This is a genomic window from Lactonifactor longoviformis, assembly GCF_042848515.1.
Classification (GTDB): domain Bacteria; phylum Bacillota; class Clostridia; order Lachnospirales; family Lachnospiraceae; genus Lactonifactor; species Lactonifactor longoviformis.
Genome location: NZ_AP031453.1, coordinates 3,889,320 through 3,905,734 on the forward strand (window position 1 = coordinate 3,889,320; position 16,415 = coordinate 3,905,734).

Below are 16,415 nucleotides of genomic sequence, written 5' to 3' on the forward strand. Positions count from 1 at the left end.
AAAAAGCAATAAAAAAACAACAGCCGGAACTGCGTATCGTCTGGATGCAGTTTCTACTCCCAGCGAAAGAACCGGACAGCAATCCCTCCGCAGATCACTGCACACGCGCACATAATAATCACCGGAATTCCCGCAGATTTTATTGGAAGACCAAGGGATGCCGCTTTCAGCAGCTTAATCCCCTGGGTTAAAGGCAGAAGGTTCACTGCCCTCTGGAGGGCCTCAGGCATTACTTCATAGGGAAGGGTTGCCCCTGAAAAAATCAACATTGGGAAATAGAGAATGCTGGCCGCAATGCTGGCTGTTTTCATATCCCTGGAAACCCCGCCCACCATCACACCGATGCTGAACATAGACATCATGACCAAGAGATAAGCCGCCAGAAACATCCCCCAGGATCCCGGCAAGTGCATTCCAAAAAACAAAGCAGAGACGAGAAAAACCAAAATAAGGGACAGCAGAGAATATACTCCATAGACGGCCGCCTGCACCGCCAGAAGAAGCACTGGGCTTGTGGGAGTTACCTGGTAACGCTTCAGGATCTTCTTCTGCCGGTAATCTGAGATGACCAGCGGCAGCCCCATCACACCTCCTGCGCAGACCGCAATGGTAGATATTGCCCCAAAGGACTGTTCCAAAAAGGTATATTCCGCCCCTTCAAAGGCAGGCTTACTCCCATACATGCATCCCAGAATTACAGTCACCGCCACCGGCATGCAGAGAGCGAAAATAACCATATCCATCCCCCGGATGGATAGCGTAAACTCCGTTTTAAGCATAGTAATAAACTTATGCATCCTCTGTCCCCTCCTCCCCGGTAAACCAAAGATAGGCATCCTCCAACCGGCCGCAGCCGCTCTGGGCCATGGCCTCCTCCGCCGTACCGGTGAATATGAATCCACCGTCTTTTAAAATGCCGATTCTGTCACATAGTACCTCTACTTCATCCATAAAATGAGAGGAGAGAAAAATTGTCAGCCCCTGTTCCTTCAGCCTCAGCAGACTTTTCCATACGCTGCGCCGGGCCTTCGTGTCCAGACCAGTGGTAAGTTCATCCAGAAACACTACCTTAGGCTCCGGAATCAGAGCCAGAATTATAAAAAGCCGCTGTTTCTGCCCTCCAGACAATTCCTGGATAAACGCATGCTTCTTATCTCCAAGCGCAAACTGCTCCAGCAGCATTTCCCAGTCTGCCGCCTTCTCATAGAGACAGGCGGTTTCTTTGCACAGCTCCCTCACTTTCATCTTTTCCGGGTAATGTGCCTCCTGAAACTGTACTCCTACCTCTTCAAACAGCTGCTTTCTGTTTTTCCACGGATCTAATCCCATAATACGGACAGACCCGGAATCCGCCCTGCGGGTACCCAGAATGCACTCAATCATAGTGCTTTTGCCCGCTCCGTTTGCCCCCAGCAGACCGTATACCTCCCCTGCCGCTACAGATAAACTGATGTCTGTAAGTACTTTATTTCCGGCATAAGATTTGCTCAGGCCGGAAATCCGGATTGTTTCATCCATCTCTTTTTACCTCCTTTATTTGAAGTGTATCAAGAGTATCATCTTCCGAAAGTATGGTGTTTTACTGTAGGGTTTCCGCGGTCATATTTTTCATTTTTTCGATCTGACCGCCCACAAAATATGCATTTTCCTTCGCCTCATGCAGAGAGGTGAGAAGTTTGTCACAGGCAGTGATAATATCGTCATCTGTTCCCGGTGTATCAATAGCCTCTCTGATATCAGCCGCAGGATCCGCGGACAATACATGAAGCATTCGCAGAATAGAGGAAAGAGAATAATTTGCACATCGAAGAGAACGGATGAGCTTCAGTCGCTCCATATCCTGGCCCGTATAAATCCGGTATCCGTTTTTTCTGCGTTTTGCAGTAAACAGTCCATTTAGTTCCCAGTTGCGGAGCGTATCTATCGTTACGTGAAGACACTCCGCTGCCTCCTTTCTTGTAAAGGACAGAGAGGGATCAGGAGCACATTCGCTGTTCCCGGAGAGAATATGCTGTGTAATCCTTATTGCTTCTTCCGCATTCTTTATTTCTCTGTCAACTTGTCTGATATACTGTGCTGTCTTTTCTGCAGCAGCTTCGTACTCGCCGGCAGCGGAGGTTTTAATGATATCCACAGCTTTTTTGCGGAGACCGTTTTGAAGAACCTCTACTTTCAGGGCAGCACGGGCCAGCCTGAATTGCTCAATGTGAAGATCCGTGAATACACGGTAGCCGTTAGATCGGCGTTCAGGCCTGGGGATCAGTCCGCAGGCTTCATACAGACGGACGGTGTTCACATGGATGCCTATAATACGGGCAATGTCGTTGGTTTTGTATACGGTTATGGTTGGCACCTCCTTTTTACTTCCTATCCTGTATCCTTATATACTTGGTACGATCGCTGATTTTCACAGGCTTAACTCTGCCGGTCCAGTAGACACTCCTTTTACCATACTTCATCCTATAGGATGCCGTCAACTTATATCCTACGTTTTCCTAAGAAAGATAACACTCACTTAACATTATCAACGCCATATTGAAAAAAGTCACATATGTAAATAACCGGTATAGATTTTCTTCATCTACAGATAATATTTTTAAATTATAACAGGGAGGTATTGCAATGAAAGCTATCGTATATGACGGGCTGCAGAAAGTGGAATGCAGGTCCGTGGAGGATCCCAAATTAGAAAAAGAGGATGATGTCATCGTAAAAGTTACTTCTACGGCTATCTGCGGATCGGATTTACATTTAGTGCACGGCTTAGTAAAAGGAATGTATGACGGATACGTGTTAGGCCATGAGACAATGGGTATCGTAGAAGAAGCCGGAAAGGAAGTTAAAAATCTGAAGAAAGGCGACAGGGTGGTAATCCCTTTTCCGGTTGCCTGCGGACATTGTGAATTCTGTAATAAAGGAGAGTACAGCCAGTGCGATAATTCAAATGATTACGCTGAATCGGGCGGATTATTTGGTTATAGTAAATATCATGGAAATTACGCCGGCGGACAAGCAGAATATATCAGGGTACCATATGCCAATGTAGGTCCTAAAAAAGTTCCGGAAGAATTGACAGATGAGCAGGTTTTATTTGTAACAGACGTCCTGCCGACTTCTTATTGGGGTACTGAAATAGCAAATGTGAAAGCCGGAGATACCGTAGTTGTACTAGGCTGCGGTCCTATAGGACTGATGACGATCAAATGGTGTATTCAAAAAGGAGCCGGCAGGATCATTGCAGTGGATAGTGTGGGATATCGCCTGAACCATGCAAGAAGCTATGGCGTGGAAGCAATAAATTTTGAAGAATATGAACAAGTAGGAGAATATATAAAAGAAATCACTCACGGAGGAGCTCACTCCGTCATTGACTGTGTCGGACTGGATGGCAAAACTTCTGTTGTGGAAAAAATCGAAACTGCGCTAAAACTGCAGGGCGGATCAAAGTCAGCCATAGAAACAGCTTCCCAGTGTATCAGAAAAACGGGAACCGTAGCCCTGGTAGGCGTCTATGGCAATAAATATAATAATTTCCCTCTTGGAAACTTTTTTTCCAAGAATATCTCCTTGAAAATGGGCCAGTGCCCTGCCACCAGATATGTAGATTTGATACTGCAAAAGATTCAAAAAGGTGAATTTGACGCGACAGATATCATCACCCATAAGCTTTCCTTAGAAGAAGGCAGCCACGCATACAGCATTTTTGATAAAAAAGAGGATGGCTGTATTAAAGTAATCCTAAAGCCATAATATCCCATAAATAAACCCTTTGCTTTAACGCATTCCGTTTGCCAACTAATCGGGGTTTTGTCCTGGGGCTTATCACCACCCGGCAAAACCCCTGCTTTTATATTTACATACCAGAGTACAGCCCTCTATCTGCGGACAAGTGTATCACCAAAATGTTCCCTTACGATTGCATCCAGCTGCGCTGAAAGATCTGTAAACGGCAAATTCAAATCCAGTGTTTTTACACTGACTTTATTTCCATGCATCCGATAGACATTATTGGGCTGAATCTCTTCCTCTGTTTTTGCATACAGCAGCATACCTGATACCTCATTGGGCTCATCCCCAAATGCATAATGCCGGTTTTTTACATAGGTAAAAATCTGATACAGGTTGTTTGAATGCAGTGTATGCTTATTATACTGTTCCTGCGTTGTGCGGGCATAGTACTTGGCATCGATGATGAGCACAGTATTGCCCTTTTGAAGATGTATATCACTCCGCATTTGGGGCAGCATCGTTCTGATGTCATCATCCACCGCCCACGCAATTTGAGATGCGTTTACTGACAATGAGGGAAAATGCTGAGAATAATATGCTAATATAAATTTTTCATACAAACGGCACATTCTCTGTTCATCAATAAATGACGCAAGTTTATACTTACCCTTCTCGGTGGTAATTAGCATTCCTTCCAGGACCAGCCGGCAGATACCTGTCAGCACTCTGTATGTCTGATTATTTCTCTGAAAACGTATTGATGTCCACTGTATGGCTGACGGCTCGAGGGTATCCACCCCGGAAAAAAACAGCATTTTTTTCTTCAGTTCATCTTTGTAATTTGATTTCACATCGCGGTTTCTAAGTAAAAGCATGACCGTTGTTTTTATAATCTGGTTGAGAGTATTGTTCTCTGACAGCTCATCAAATTCACAAGTCAGCACCCCTTGATGCCCCAGCCGGTTTCGAATCGTGCCCGGCATATTAATTTTTCCGCGCATGACCGGCAGTTCATCCTGACAGTTCTTATATTCCCGATACAGTCCCTGCTTAAGCTGCAGGCCAATCCCCTTTGACAATATTGCCGAAAAGAGATTATACATGTCTTCAAACTCCTCCGCCGCCACCTCTTCATAAACAGACTGGTTCAGTATTTTAAATGCATAGGACAGCATATAGTATATATTTTTTATTACTATGCCTTTATCCTTCCTCATTGAAATACTCCCTGCAGAATATTTTCCCAGCGCTGATATGTGGTCTTATCGTCGAACCAATATTCGCTCAGCATTGGCAGAATATCAAAATCAACAATGTCCTTCAGCCATTCATCCGTACATTCCGAAATATTGCAAAAATAACTGTGCCCTATGCAGAATCCCTTCCCCAGTGAGGTATCTGCACTAATTTCATCATTTAGCATTTTGATTTTTTCGATGAGTGCATCAAAGGTATCATTCGCAAGGCTTTTCTGATACTTGATGAACCCCTTAGACGTGAATCCCGGCTCCATATCGAAAAAGCTAAACCGGCGGCGCAGCGCGTAATCAATCATTGCCAGGCTTCTATCCGCCGTATTCATCAAGCCAATGATATGGAGACGTTTGGGCACTGAAAAACTCAGTCCGTTATAAGCTAAAGTGACGCTTGTTCCGCGATAACCGCACTCAATCAGCATAAGCAGTTCACCGAATATCTTACTCATATTGCCGCGGTTGATCTCATCTATAATAAAGTAATAATCTTTATCCGGATGATTTGCGGCTTTTTTACAGAAGCCATAAAAAATTCCATATTTCAATTCGAAACCGCTGCCGACAGGTTTATACCCCATCATAAAGTCTTCGTATGAGTAATTTTGATGGAACTGCACGAATGCAATGCGGTCATCGTCCTTCTCACCCATCATTGCGTAAGCCAGGCGCTTCGCTGCATATGTCTTTCCCACACCCGGAGCTCCCTGCAGAATAATATTCTTTTTCCTGCCAAGAACAGAAACCAAACGCTCGTACTGCTTCTCTGTCATATATACTTGGTCAAGAAATTTCTCCCTGGAATATTTAGGTAAGGTATCTGCCGGAACAGGCGCCGGATTCTCCTCACGAATCATATCCAGGATAAATTCATATTCGCCCTTTGTCAGCTTAAACAGGCTGCCCTGCTGCATAGAAAAATACTCCATGCGTTCCAGCTCCTGGCAGGCTTTAAGCGCTGCGTAATCAATCGGTGATGATAAGCCTTCTATTTTTTCGAAGTATATCTTCTCTCCATCCTGCTCTGCGGTAACTCTGGCAATTGCTACAATCTGCTTCACCGGCGTAGACTCATACCCAATCACCATATCACCGGCCTTCGCATCCAAAAAGTTCTGAAAAATCCTTCGTTTATTCCCGTTATCATTATAAAGCGTATAATCCTGTACCCCGCCCACAGGCATGCCTGAGATACTCCAGATTTTAGGATTGGCATTTAAAAACCAGTAATGCCGGCCCGAAGTATCATTCGTAAGCAGCTGTCCAACGGTTATATCGAAATACGGCTTCAAAATCACTTCTTCAAACAAGTGCTTATCTGCATCCCCCACCTCTATACAGGTGGAGTTATCATTCGGTGTCCACCATTTTTGCTTTCCCGTATAAGGTTTGGTATCACAAGACTCAGCTATAGCCGTATAGGAGCGCTGATACCATCCATTCTGTTTCTCAGAGTTCAGTTCTGCTTCATCAGAATCAATTCTTCCGAGCAGGCGGATGCTGTTGCCGCGGCACAGGTAAAAATAGTCACCCTTTTTCATGTTGGCCATAAAGCTTTCCCCCTGGGCAGTTTTGCTCCTTGCCTTTGCCGCTGTGTCCTTATGTACCACAACCACGTGTTTTTTTAGAAAAGCGGCTGCTTCTTCATCGGTAATACAGTCCAGGCCATGGCTGATTTTCCAGATTGCAGGCGAAAGGTTCGCATACAAATCCACCTCGGACAAATCAATTCTTTTTAATGCCTCTGCCAATTCCTCACGTAGCTTCCACACATAAGAGCCTTCCTCGTCCTTTTTGGCATTTTTTCCAACATAAAGCACCGGCCACCAGCGTGAATTTTCATCCTCCCTCTGCATAACCGGGCATCCTGTTTTTTGCACTATCCGCTTAGCCAATGCAGATGAGCCTGCATTATAAAAGTTCTTGCTCTCTCCATATTTGATGGATAACTGTGTACACGTGGCCTTCCCGCCATAAGCAAGCATTCTCTTCATTATCTCCAGACTGCTGGGTGTAAAAACCTCGTCATCTTCAAGAAGTGCTTCCCATTCATCGGCAGAAAGCGCCGGCGTATAATCCAATGGCCACCATTCATCCGCATCCGGCTTGGAATCCTGTTTTCCAAAATGTCTGCTTATATAAAACCCAACATCGATGGTAAGGGTGTGAAGCTCCGGGTCTGAATAACAGGTCCCGCTCAATTGGGAATTCAGGAGAGCCTTTAGCTCACTGTCCTGCTTCAATTCCTCACAGATTTCATCATAGAAGGCAAGGAAATTACGGATATTCTCTGCAAACGCTCCCCTTTTAAAATGATAATCACTTTCCAGCAGTTCTGCTGCTGCACTAATCTCACCCAGCTTATAAATGTAATACTTGTCAGGATACCGCAGCCACATATAGACAGAAATTGCGTTCTCATGCTGATAGTGCTGTGCTGCACCATTCCCGTATCTCTCCAACAGAAAATCAGACTTCTTCTTAAAGTTCGCAACACGCTCGTATGTATCCCTGCTCTCGTCAAAGAGCTCAATAAACATGGAGCGAACTTCTTCAGGGGCAAGTTCAGCAAACTTCGTAATCATCCTGGCCGGGAAATTTTTCGCTGAGGCAAGAAGATTTCCTGTTTGTGAGGTAATGTAATATAAGTTGTGTCTATGGAAACAAATGGCTCTTTCTTGGAAAGAATTAGATAAAATAATTCTTTTTCAGGAAGGAGCTTTTTATGGCTATAGCAAAGGAACAATTACGACAAATTATTGCAGAGAATGACATTAACAGTGTGGGGGACATCTACACCCTCTTCAAAGACAGCTTCAAAGATATGCTGCAGGAGCTTTTAGAGGCTGAGATGGATGCCTCCATCGGCTACACCAAAAATAATAAGCAGGATATGGCATCCGAAAACAAACGGAATGGGTATTCCCCAAAGACGGTCAAAAGCCAGTATGGTGAGTTCCCAGTGGATATCCCCCGTGACCGGACGGGGGAGTTTGAGCCAAAAATCATACCCAAATACCAACGGGATATTTCCGGTATAGAAGAAAAAGTCATCTCACTTTATGCCAGGGGAATGACCACCCGGGATATCCATGACCAGTTACAGGACTTGTATGGAATTGAATTGTCCGCAGACATGGTCAGTAAAATTACTGACAAGGTTTTGCCGGAAGTGAAGGAATGGCAGTCCAGGCCGCTTGAGCCCGTCTATCCCTTTATCTTTATGGACGCAATCCACTATAAAATACGGGAGGATGGGAGAATTATCAACCGGGCCGCCTATGTTGTCCTTGGCGTGACACTGGATGGGAATAAGGATATTCTAAGTATTACCATCGGAGCCAATGAGTCCTCCAAGTTCTGGCTCGGAATGCTTAACGACTTAAAGAACCGGGGAGTAAGAGAGGTGCTGTTCTTCTGCGTAGATGGCCTTGCTGGCTTTAAGGAAGCCATAAATGCCGTATATCCGGATGCACAGGTGCAGCGCTGCATCATTCATATGCTGCGTAATTCATTTAAGTATGTATCCTATAAAGACATCAAAAAATTTGCATCCGATTTTAAGGCGGTCTATAAAGCCTCAACCGAAGAAGCAGCACTCTCAGAACTCGAAGGGGTGAAAGAAGTCTGGGGCAAAAAATACCCTTATGCCATTAGCAGCTGGGAACAGAATTGGGATGTGGTAAGCCCGTTCTTCCAGTTCAGTGATGATATCCGCAGAATTATGTACACGACAAATATAATTGAAGGGGTGAACCGGCAATTCCGGAAAGCAACAAAAACGAAAAGTTCTTTTCCGACGGACAGCTCTTTGGAAAAGATGCTCTATCTGACCACACAGAATGTCAAAAAGAAATGGACACAGCGGTACCGAAATTGGGATTTGGTCTTAGGCCAGCTAGTAATCCTTTATGGCGACCGTATCAACCAATATCTCTAAAGGACAGAAAAATACCGGCTGACAGTTCGTAAGCCGAATCAGCCGGTATCCTCTATTCTTTTTCCGTCGGTACCTATAGTATAGACGTTTTTTTCCTTCTTATTCCAGAGGGCGGGTGTGGGCAGAGCCCACATAAAAAAATGATTTATGGGTACCTTAGTTGGTGTGCAAAAAAATAAATAAAATAGTATAAGATTTATTAAATTGGACATACTGTAAGTGAAGAAGTAATTCGACATTATAAAAAGTTTGTTTCCGACAGGAAAACCCATACATATCTAACTCAATTCAAGAAATCCAACACATTTTCAGACACAGAAAAAATTACGCCCTCAATTTCTATATATCAAAGAGGTATGCCGCGTGAATAGCGGCATACCTCTTTAGTTATCCATCTTCCCTTCTAGCATCTATTCTCCACATATCTCTGAATATTAGAAGCATTTACATACTTTGTGGCTTCTCCCTGACTTACAACCACCAATGTGGGAGCCTGCATAATTCCATATTTCTGAGCCAGATCCGGGTGCTGCTCCGCGTCAATAATCTTAAACTCTTCCCCTTCCAGCATCTGTTTCGCTATCCGGCAGTTGGGGCAGGTGCTTGTCGTAAACAATAATTTCTTATCATCAGCTACCGGTGTCACCTCCACAGTTTCCTGGGTTATCTTAACCATGCTCTTATGAGCAGGCTTCATTTGGGAGTGAGACACATTGTACAGTTTTCTATTTTTATATTCCTGACTCTTACCGTCATTCCAATTTTGAACAGGACGGTAATATCCGGTAATACGGCTGTATACCTCCGCGGATTTGCCGCAGGTGGGACAGATAAAATGTTCCCCTGCAATATACCCATGTTCCTTGCATACAGAATATGTTGGAGACAGTGTATAGTAGGGCAGTTTATAATTTTCCGCAATCTTGCGAACCAGGGATGCCGCTGCTTTCCAGTCTGGAAGCTTTTCTCCCAGGAACGCATGAAATACGGTTCCTGAAGTATACAGTGTCTGAAGTTCATCCTGGATATCCAGGGCATCGAATATATCTTCCGTGTACTCAACAGGCAGGTGGGAACTATTAGTATAGTATGGTGTATCCCCTTCGGCGCCTGCGGTTTTAATATCCGGCCACTGTTCTCTGTCATGCTTTGCCAGACGGTAGGTAGTGGATTCTGCAGGAGTTGCCTCCAGATTGTAGAGTTCGCCGTATTCCTCCTGATAATCGGAAAGACGGTTTCGCATATAGTTCAGCACCTCTTTTGAAAATTCCTGCGTCTTTTCATCTGTCATATCTTTTCCCAGCCATCTTGCATTCAGCCCAACTTCATTCATGCCAATTAAGCCAATGGTAGAGAAATGATTGTCAAAGCTTCCCAGATATCTCTTAGTATATGGATAAAGTCCCTCGTTCAGAAGCTTTGTGATAACCGTTCTCTTAATATGCAGAGAGCGTGCCGATATATCCATCATGTGATCCAGATGCCTGTAGAATTCTTCTGCAGTATTGGAGCGGTATGCCAGCCTTGGCATATTAATAGTAACAACACCTACAGAACCTGTACTTTCCCCTGAGCCGAAGTATCCCCCGGTTTTCTTTCTGAGTTCTCTCAGATCAAGTCTCAGACGGCAGCACATGCTGCGCACATCGCTGGGTTCCATGTCACTGTTAATATAGTTGGAGAAATACGGGGTTCCGTATTTGGATGTCATTTCAAACAGCAGACGGTTATTTTCTGTATCTGACCAGTCAAAGTCAGAGGTAATGGAATAGGTTGGAATGGGATACTGGAATCCCCTGCCGTTGGCATCACCCTCGATCATGGTTTCAATAAATGCTTTGTTGATCATATCCATCTCTTTTTTACAGTCTTTATATTTAAAATCCATCTCTTTTCCGCCTACAATTGCAGGAAGCTCGGCCAAATCGTCGGGAACTGTCCAGTCCAGAGTAATATTGGAAAATGGCGCCTGGGTCCCCCAGCGGCTTGGTGTGTTCACTCCATATATAAAAGATTCAATGCATTTCTTTACCTGCTGATAGCTCAAATCATCTGTCTTTACAAAAGGTGCCAGATAAGTGTCAAAAGAGGAGAATGCCTGGGCCCCTGCCCATTCGTTCTGCATAATGCCAAGGAAGTTGACCATCTGATTGCAGAGTACACTCAAATGTTTAGCCGGAGCAGATGTTATCTTGCCCTCAATGCCTCCCAGGCCTTCCTGAATCAGTTGTTTCAGAGACCACCCTGCACAGTACCCGGTAAGCATAGATAAGTCATGAATATGAATATCCGCATTCCGGTGTGCCTCAGCAACCTCATCATCATAAATCTCGGACAGCCAGTAATTAGCTGTGACAGCACCGGAGTTGCTGAGAATCAGCCCACCTACAGAATAGGTTACGGTAGAGTTTTCTTTTACCCTCCAGTCTTCTATCTTTACATAGCTGTTTACAATATCCTTGTAGTCTACAATGGTAGATTTCATATTGCGGACTTTTTCTCTCTGTTTTCTGTAAAGAATATATGCTTTTGCCACCTCAGAATAACCTGTTTGGATCAGAACATTCTCAACACTGTCCTGGATATCCTCCACCGTTATCTGGTTGTCTCTGATCTTTTTCTGAAAGTCTGAGGTTACGCGCAGTCCTAATAATTCCAGCATATCATCGCTGAAATGTTTCTCATTAGCAGCAAAGGCTTTTCCGATGGCACGGGTAATTTTGTTCATCTTAAATTCTGCTATTTCTCCATCTCTTTTTACTACCTGAAACATTGTATTTCCTCCTCGATCTATGTAGTGTTTTCCCTTAATTATCATTCCCCGGCACCTGCTTTTGCTTATCTGTTCCCTTCCAAGGCAGGTTCCTGTACGTAACATTGTATCAGAGACATATAGGAGAGTCAAGAGCAAAAAGCACCATATATTGTGTCTGCTTTTAAGAAGAAACAATATATGGTGTAATTTTGACTATTATTTTCTATCTTCAATTTTGTAAAAGCTGTTGCTGAACAAGAGATTTTTCCGTAAATATCAGATACTGCCGGACATTTACTGCCTTCCCCCACCTCAGATCTCTGTCTTCAAAAAGTTGTCCGCATTTACGAATCACCCTTTTTTGTTTATGGTAATAATTACCATTTTCTTTGTGCAACATTCACAAGGCGTCTAAATCTTAGGGTAAATTTCCTTCGAGACAAATGCCTTAACAGAAATTCCTTCCGGAAGATATTCCTCCTCTAACAACTCTCCTCCCTGCCTGATGAGCTGAAGAAGCCCTGCTTTTTCATAAGGATAGAGCCTTTCAATATAAATCTGGCCTTCCCTGAGAATCTCTGCCAGTACCTCCCTCAGTTCTTCCAGCCCCTGTCCTGTTTTTGCCGACGTCAGGATAGAATAATCTGCCCGGAAATCCCGGAAACCTCCCGCTGCACACAGTCTGTCCTGCTTGTTGAACAAGGTAACTATGGGTTTATTCTCAACCTGCAGCTGGCGGAGTGTCTCATACACTACATGCATCTGTGTATCCATGCGGGGATTGGAAGCATCCACTACGTGTATAATAATATCCGCGTACCTGGCTTCCTCCAGAGTGCTCTTAAATGCCTCAATGAGGTGATGGGGCAGCTTTTGAATAAAGCCTACGGTATCTGTAAGCAGGATCTCCTGCCTGCCGGAGAGCGTCAGTGCCCTTGTGGTAGTATCAAGCGTTGAGAACAGCATCTCATCTTCAAAGATGCCGGCATCTGTAAGAGCGTTCAGCATACTGCTTTTCCCTGCCGACGTATACCCCACTAATGCTGCCACCTTTTTATTCGTCTTTATTCTCTGCTTTCTTATGAGCTCCCGGTGCTGCTTCACATCCTCCAGATCCCGTTTCAGCAAACCAATCCGGGTGTGAATCAGCCGTCTGTCCATCTCTAATTTCTTCTCGCCGGGTCCTCTCGTTCCTATTCCGCCCCCAAGGCGTGAGAGGGAATTGCGCAGTCCCACCAGCCTTGCAGCCCTGTATCTAAGCTGGGCAAGCTCTACCTGAATCTTACCTTCGCTGCTGGTAGCTCTGGCAGCAAAGATATCTAAAATCAGCAAAGTTCTGTCCATGATCTTACATTCCAGACTCTGCTCCAGATTTCTCAGCTGCACGGCCGACAGTTCATCATCACAGATAATCCCTGTGGCATCCAGTGCATAAACCAGCCCCTTCAGTTCATCCAGCTTTCCTTTTCCTACATATGTGGCGGGATGGATAGCTTCCCTGTTCTGGATTAGCGTGCCAGCCACCTGTGCCCCGGCGGTTCTTGCGAGTTCCCCCAGCTCCTCCAGAGATTCCTCTGTATTCTCCCTGTCGTTCTCCTGCACTCCCACCAAGATGACTCTCTCTTCAATCTGACTCATATCGTATAACTGCATGGTATAGTCTTATTCTTCCTTTCCCTTGGGTTTTTCATAAATATTATTATAAGTCTTTTTCCCAATTGATATTCCCGCCGGCTTCTATTGTATCTCACTCAGCGCTTTGGGAAATCGTTCTGTAATCACAGGCTACCACAAGAAAGGCAGACTGTCCACCTCTGATTCCCGGTTCAAAGGACAAATATGAAAAAGATTGACATTAAAATCAGAAAGCTTTATACTTATCAGTAGCGCATTTATTAGTTGGTGACTCAACTAATAATTTTTAATTTATGGAGGTAAAATATGGAAAATACACGTACACCGCAGGCAGAGAACAAGATGGGTGTTATGCCCGTCCCAAAACTGCTGCTTACCATGTCACTGCCTATGATTATTTCTATGCTGGTACAGGCTTTATATAACGTTGTAGACAGTATGTTTGTAGCACAATTGAATGAGAATGCCCTGACGGCAGTATCTTTGGCCTTTCCGGTACAGAACCTAATGATTTCTATTCTCACCGGTACTGGCGTGGGCATTAACGCGCTTCTTTCCAGAAGCCTTGGTGAAAAGAAATTTGAGCGGGCGAATAAGGTGGCCAACCACGGAATCATCCTCACCATTATCAGCTTTGCCGTATTCATTTTAATAGGTATCTTTTTTTCTAAAATATTTTATACCATTCAGACCCAGGATGCCCAGATTGTATCATACGGAACATCCTACATGAAAATCTGCTGCATTTTTTCCTTTGGCATGTCTCTTCAGATAACCTTTGAACGCCTTCTGCAGTCCACCGGAAAAACATTCTATACTATGATTACACAGGGACTGGGGGCAATTATCAATATTATTTTGGATCCCATTATGATCTTCGGGCTTCTCGGCTTTCCTAAGCTGGGTGTTGCAGGAGCTGCCATAGCAACTGTAACCGGCCAGATCATAGCCGCCATCCTGGCTGTCTGGTTTAACCTGAAAAAGAATAAAGAATTACATATCACACTCCGGGGCTTTCAGTGGTCCGGTAAAATTATTAAGGGGATTTACTCCGTGGGTATTCCTTCTATTATAATGGCATCCATTGGTTCCATTATGACCTTTGGCATGAATAAAATCCTGATCGCTTTTACCTCTACAGCCACGGCTGTATTTGGTGTCTATTTTAAGCTTCAGAGCTTTGTTTTCATGCCTATATTTGGTCTGAATAACGGATTAGTCCCAATCGTCGCCTATAACTACGGGGCAAGAAAGAGCGCTCGAATTAAACAGGCAGTCCTCGCCAGTGTCATTGCTGCAGTGAGTATTATGCTCCTAGGGCTGGCACTTTTCCAACTCATTCCGTCGCAGCTTTTGAATATTTTCAATGCTTCTGACAACATGAACGCGATTGGAGTACCGGCTCTAAAAATCATTAGTCTGAGTTACCTGCTGGCAGGTTTCTGTATCATATCCTCTTCCGTTTTCCAGTCTCTGGGACACGGAATGCTGAGTCTGTGGGTATCTGTCATCCGGCAGCTGGTTGTACTCCTGCCTGCGGCTTATATCCTCTCCAAAATTGGGGGCCTGTCAGCGGTATGGTGGGCATTTCCTATAGCAGAGTTGTTCTCTTTCGTACTGTGCGTTATTTTCCTGCGGCATACAAAGAAAAAGGAAATTGACACTTTAGAACATTAAAATACCATACCCGCAGCTTTCTGCGGAAAGGCTTCACGAATCTATATCAGTTATCTGTCATCTGATATAGATTCACACAGCCGTCTGCTGTTCCGTTCTCTACTGTAATAGAGATGCCACCCCTCTCATTTACAGGGTAGACTCTGCCAGACAGAACAGTGCTGTCATTTACAAAAACTTCTAAAACGGAATTGTCAATAAATGCACGTATAGACACTTGATGCTCATCTCCCCGGTACCGCTCATAAAGAGAGTCCTTCACAACATCAGGAATCACTGAAGATCTTTCTCGGTATATCCAAATTGTTTTTGCCCTGGACAGGATCCAGATATCCGTATATTCTGTCCCATCCTCCGAGTCCAGTACCCGAATTCTGATATCCCCGTCTGTCTTTAAGAAACATTCTACTTCTGCCGCCATAGAATGGCAGGACATCTTTTTTGTGCCTGAAAATCCACAAAGCTGGTGTGTCTCTTTAAGTTTTCTCAGTAATTTAACCTCTTCTGCGCAGGAGAACTGTACCATGTCTCCGTCCTCCAATTTAACTTCTCTGGGGAGAGAGATGGCACCGGACCAGGGGCCGTCGGTGATTAGATCATTTCTGTCATCCTCCCGCAGCCACCCCCACATAATATAACGCCCCTGGGGATCTTTGAATACATTAGAGGCGCAAAAGCAGCCGCTGTCTATAATTTCCCCGTGCCGAATCACATTAAGTGAATAGTCTTCATTTAAAGTTCCCACAACATACTGTGCATTTTCCTGAAAACAAGTGTACACAAATACAATCTTATCGCCAAAGACCATCACATTGGGACACTCATAAATTGTTGTCCTGCATTCTGTGTAAAAGCAATTCTTGTATTCCCAATTACGGTAATCTTTTGATTGGTAGATATGAAATGCGGCCATCCAGCCATTTACAATTCCTGAGATTACCATTAATGTCTTTCCCCTATACTGAAATACAAAGGGGTCTCTCCAATGGGTCAGAAATTTTCCCTGCCTTCTGTTCTGTTCCGGGGATAAAATAGGATTCTCATTTATCTGTTTCCAGGTCTTCATATCCTCCGTGACGGCTATCCACTGCTCTGCCCCCTCAATATGCCCCCGCTCTCCATGTCCATAAGATCCCACACTTGTGTAGAAAAGCTCTAAGCGACCGTCGTGTTCATATGCGCAGCCGGAAAAACAAAAATTTTCTCCTCTATCCTTTTCCGGATATAATGCAGGCTCCAGATGATCCCAATGGACCATATCCTCGCTGACAGCATGCCCCCAGTGAAGGTTGCCCCATTGATATTCTGAAGGATTATACTGATAAAAAAGATGATACTTCCCATCAAAATATATGGGGCCATTGGGATCGTTGATCCAATTCTGCTCCGGCCTGAAATGATAACTCGGTTTATGTATCATATAATC

Annotated in this window: 11 protein-coding genes; 3 read left to right on the forward strand and 8 right to left on the reverse strand. The window is 44.4% G+C overall.

Annotated features, from left to right (window positions below):
• Window positions 1–53 precede the first annotated feature (53 nt).
• The 3 genes from ACGHCT_RS17670 to ACGHCT_RS17680 form a co-directional block, all read right to left on the reverse strand.
• A complete protein-coding gene (locus tag ACGHCT_RS17670; RefSeq protein ID WP_072848864.1) occupies window positions 54–797 on the reverse strand; it encodes an ABC transporter permease in 744 nt (247 codons plus the stop codon).
• On the reverse strand, window positions 790–1,518 hold the full coding sequence (locus ACGHCT_RS17675) for an ABC transporter ATP-binding protein (RefSeq protein ID WP_390437096.1): 729 nt from the start codon (window positions 1,516–1,518) through the stop codon (window positions 790–792). Before ACGHCT_RS17675 ends, ACGHCT_RS17670 begins: the two co-directional genes overlap by 8 nt.
• Before the next feature lie 61 nt (window positions 1,519–1,579).
• Window positions 1,580–2,344 (reverse strand): MerR family transcriptional regulator, encoded by a 765-nt coding sequence (locus ACGHCT_RS17680; RefSeq protein ID WP_390440213.1) that lies wholly within the window; start codon window positions 2,342–2,344, stop codon window positions 1,580–1,582.
• A 278-nt stretch (window positions 2,345–2,622) separates the two neighbouring features.
• On the opposite strand from ACGHCT_RS17680, the gene ACGHCT_RS17685 reads away from it, so the two are divergent.
• Window positions 2,623–3,750, forward strand: coding sequence for a zinc-dependent alcohol dehydrogenase (locus ACGHCT_RS17685; RefSeq protein ID WP_390437097.1), 1,128 nt, complete (start codon window positions 2,623–2,625; stop codon window positions 3,748–3,750).
• A 125-nt stretch (window positions 3,751–3,875) separates the two neighbouring features.
• On the opposite strand, the gene mcrC is transcribed toward ACGHCT_RS17685, so the two are convergent.
• Entirely contained in the window at window positions 3,876–4,946 is a 1,071-nt protein-coding gene (mcrC, locus tag ACGHCT_RS17690) for a 5-methylcytosine-specific restriction endonuclease system specificity protein McrC (RefSeq protein ID WP_390437098.1), read from the reverse strand.
• Window positions 4,943–7,522 (reverse strand): AAA family ATPase, encoded by a 2,580-nt coding sequence (locus ACGHCT_RS17695; protein WP_390437099.1) that lies wholly within the window; start codon window positions 7,520–7,522, stop codon window positions 4,943–4,945. The genes mcrC and ACGHCT_RS17695 overlap by 4 nt, the downstream gene beginning before the upstream one ends.
• A gap of 185 nt (window positions 7,523–7,707) precedes the next feature.
• Between ACGHCT_RS17695 and ACGHCT_RS17700 the strand changes: the two genes are divergently transcribed.
• Entirely contained in the window at window positions 7,708–8,922 is a 1,215-nt protein-coding gene (locus tag ACGHCT_RS17700; RefSeq protein ID WP_390437100.1) for an IS256 family transposase, read from the forward strand.
• 403 nt (window positions 8,923–9,325) lie between these two features.
• Here the strand turns inward: ACGHCT_RS17700 and ACGHCT_RS17705 are convergent, their stop codons facing one another.
• Window positions 9,326–11,695, reverse strand: coding sequence for a ribonucleoside triphosphate reductase (locus ACGHCT_RS17705; protein ID WP_390437101.1), 2,370 nt, complete (start codon window positions 11,693–11,695; stop codon window positions 9,326–9,328).
• 393 nt (window positions 11,696–12,088) lie between these two features.
• Entirely contained in the window at window positions 12,089–13,315 is a 1,227-nt protein-coding gene (gene hflX, locus ACGHCT_RS17710) for a GTPase HflX (RefSeq protein WP_390437102.1), read from the reverse strand.
• Between the two features lie 303 nt (window positions 13,316–13,618).
• On the opposite strand from hflX, the gene ACGHCT_RS17715 reads away from it, so the two are divergent.
• On the forward strand, window positions 13,619–14,989 hold the full coding sequence (locus tag ACGHCT_RS17715; protein ID WP_390437103.1) for an MATE family efflux transporter: 1,371 nt from the start codon (window positions 13,619–13,621) through the stop codon (window positions 14,987–14,989).
• Window positions 14,990–15,035: 46 nt separating this feature from the next.
• Here the strand turns inward: ACGHCT_RS17715 and ACGHCT_RS17720 are convergent, their stop codons facing one another.
• Window positions 15,036–16,409: a glycoside hydrolase family 32 protein gene (locus ACGHCT_RS17720; RefSeq protein WP_390437104.1), complete on the reverse strand. Its 1,374-nt coding sequence runs from the start codon at window positions 16,407–16,409 to the stop codon at window positions 15,036–15,038.
• Window positions 16,410–16,415 lie beyond the last annotated feature (6 nt).

What these genes read in the sequence shown, in the direction of transcription:
- hflX (WP_390437102.1), bottom strand. Translation starts at nt 13,315, where the DNA reads ATGAGTCAGATTGAAGAGAGAGTCATCTTGGTGGGAGTGCAGGAGAAC.
- ACGHCT_RS17675 (WP_390437096.1), bottom strand. Translation starts at nt 1,518, where the DNA reads ATGGATGAAACAATCCGGATTTCCGGCCTGAGCAAATCTTATGCCGGA.
- ACGHCT_RS17700 (WP_390437100.1), top strand. Translation starts at nt 7,708, where the DNA reads ATGGCTATAGCAAAGGAACAATTACGACAAATTATTGCAGAGAATGAC.
- ACGHCT_RS17705 (WP_390437101.1), bottom strand. Translation starts at nt 11,695, where the DNA reads ATGTTTCAGGTAGTAAAAAGAGATGGAGAAATAGCAGAATTTAAGATG.
- mcrC (WP_390437098.1), bottom strand. Translation starts at nt 4,946, where the DNA reads ATGAGGAAGGATAAAGGCATAGTAATAAAAAATATATACTATATGCTG.
- ACGHCT_RS17685 (WP_390437097.1), top strand. Translation starts at nt 2,623, where the DNA reads ATGAAAGCTATCGTATATGACGGGCTGCAGAAAGTGGAATGCAGGTCC.
- ACGHCT_RS17715 (WP_390437103.1), top strand. Translation starts at nt 13,619, where the DNA reads ATGGAAAATACACGTACACCGCAGGCAGAGAACAAGATGGGTGTTATG.
- ACGHCT_RS17695 (WP_390437099.1), bottom strand. Translation starts at nt 7,522, where the DNA reads ATGTTTATTGAGCTCTTTGACGAGAGCAGGGATACATACGAGCGTGTT.
- ACGHCT_RS17670 (WP_072848864.1), bottom strand. Translation starts at nt 797, where the DNA reads ATGCATAAGTTTATTACTATGCTTAAAACGGAGTTTACGCTATCCATC.
- ACGHCT_RS17720 (WP_390437104.1), bottom strand. Translation starts at nt 16,409, where the DNA reads ATGATACATAAACCGAGTTATCATTTCAGGCCGGAGCAGAATTGGATC.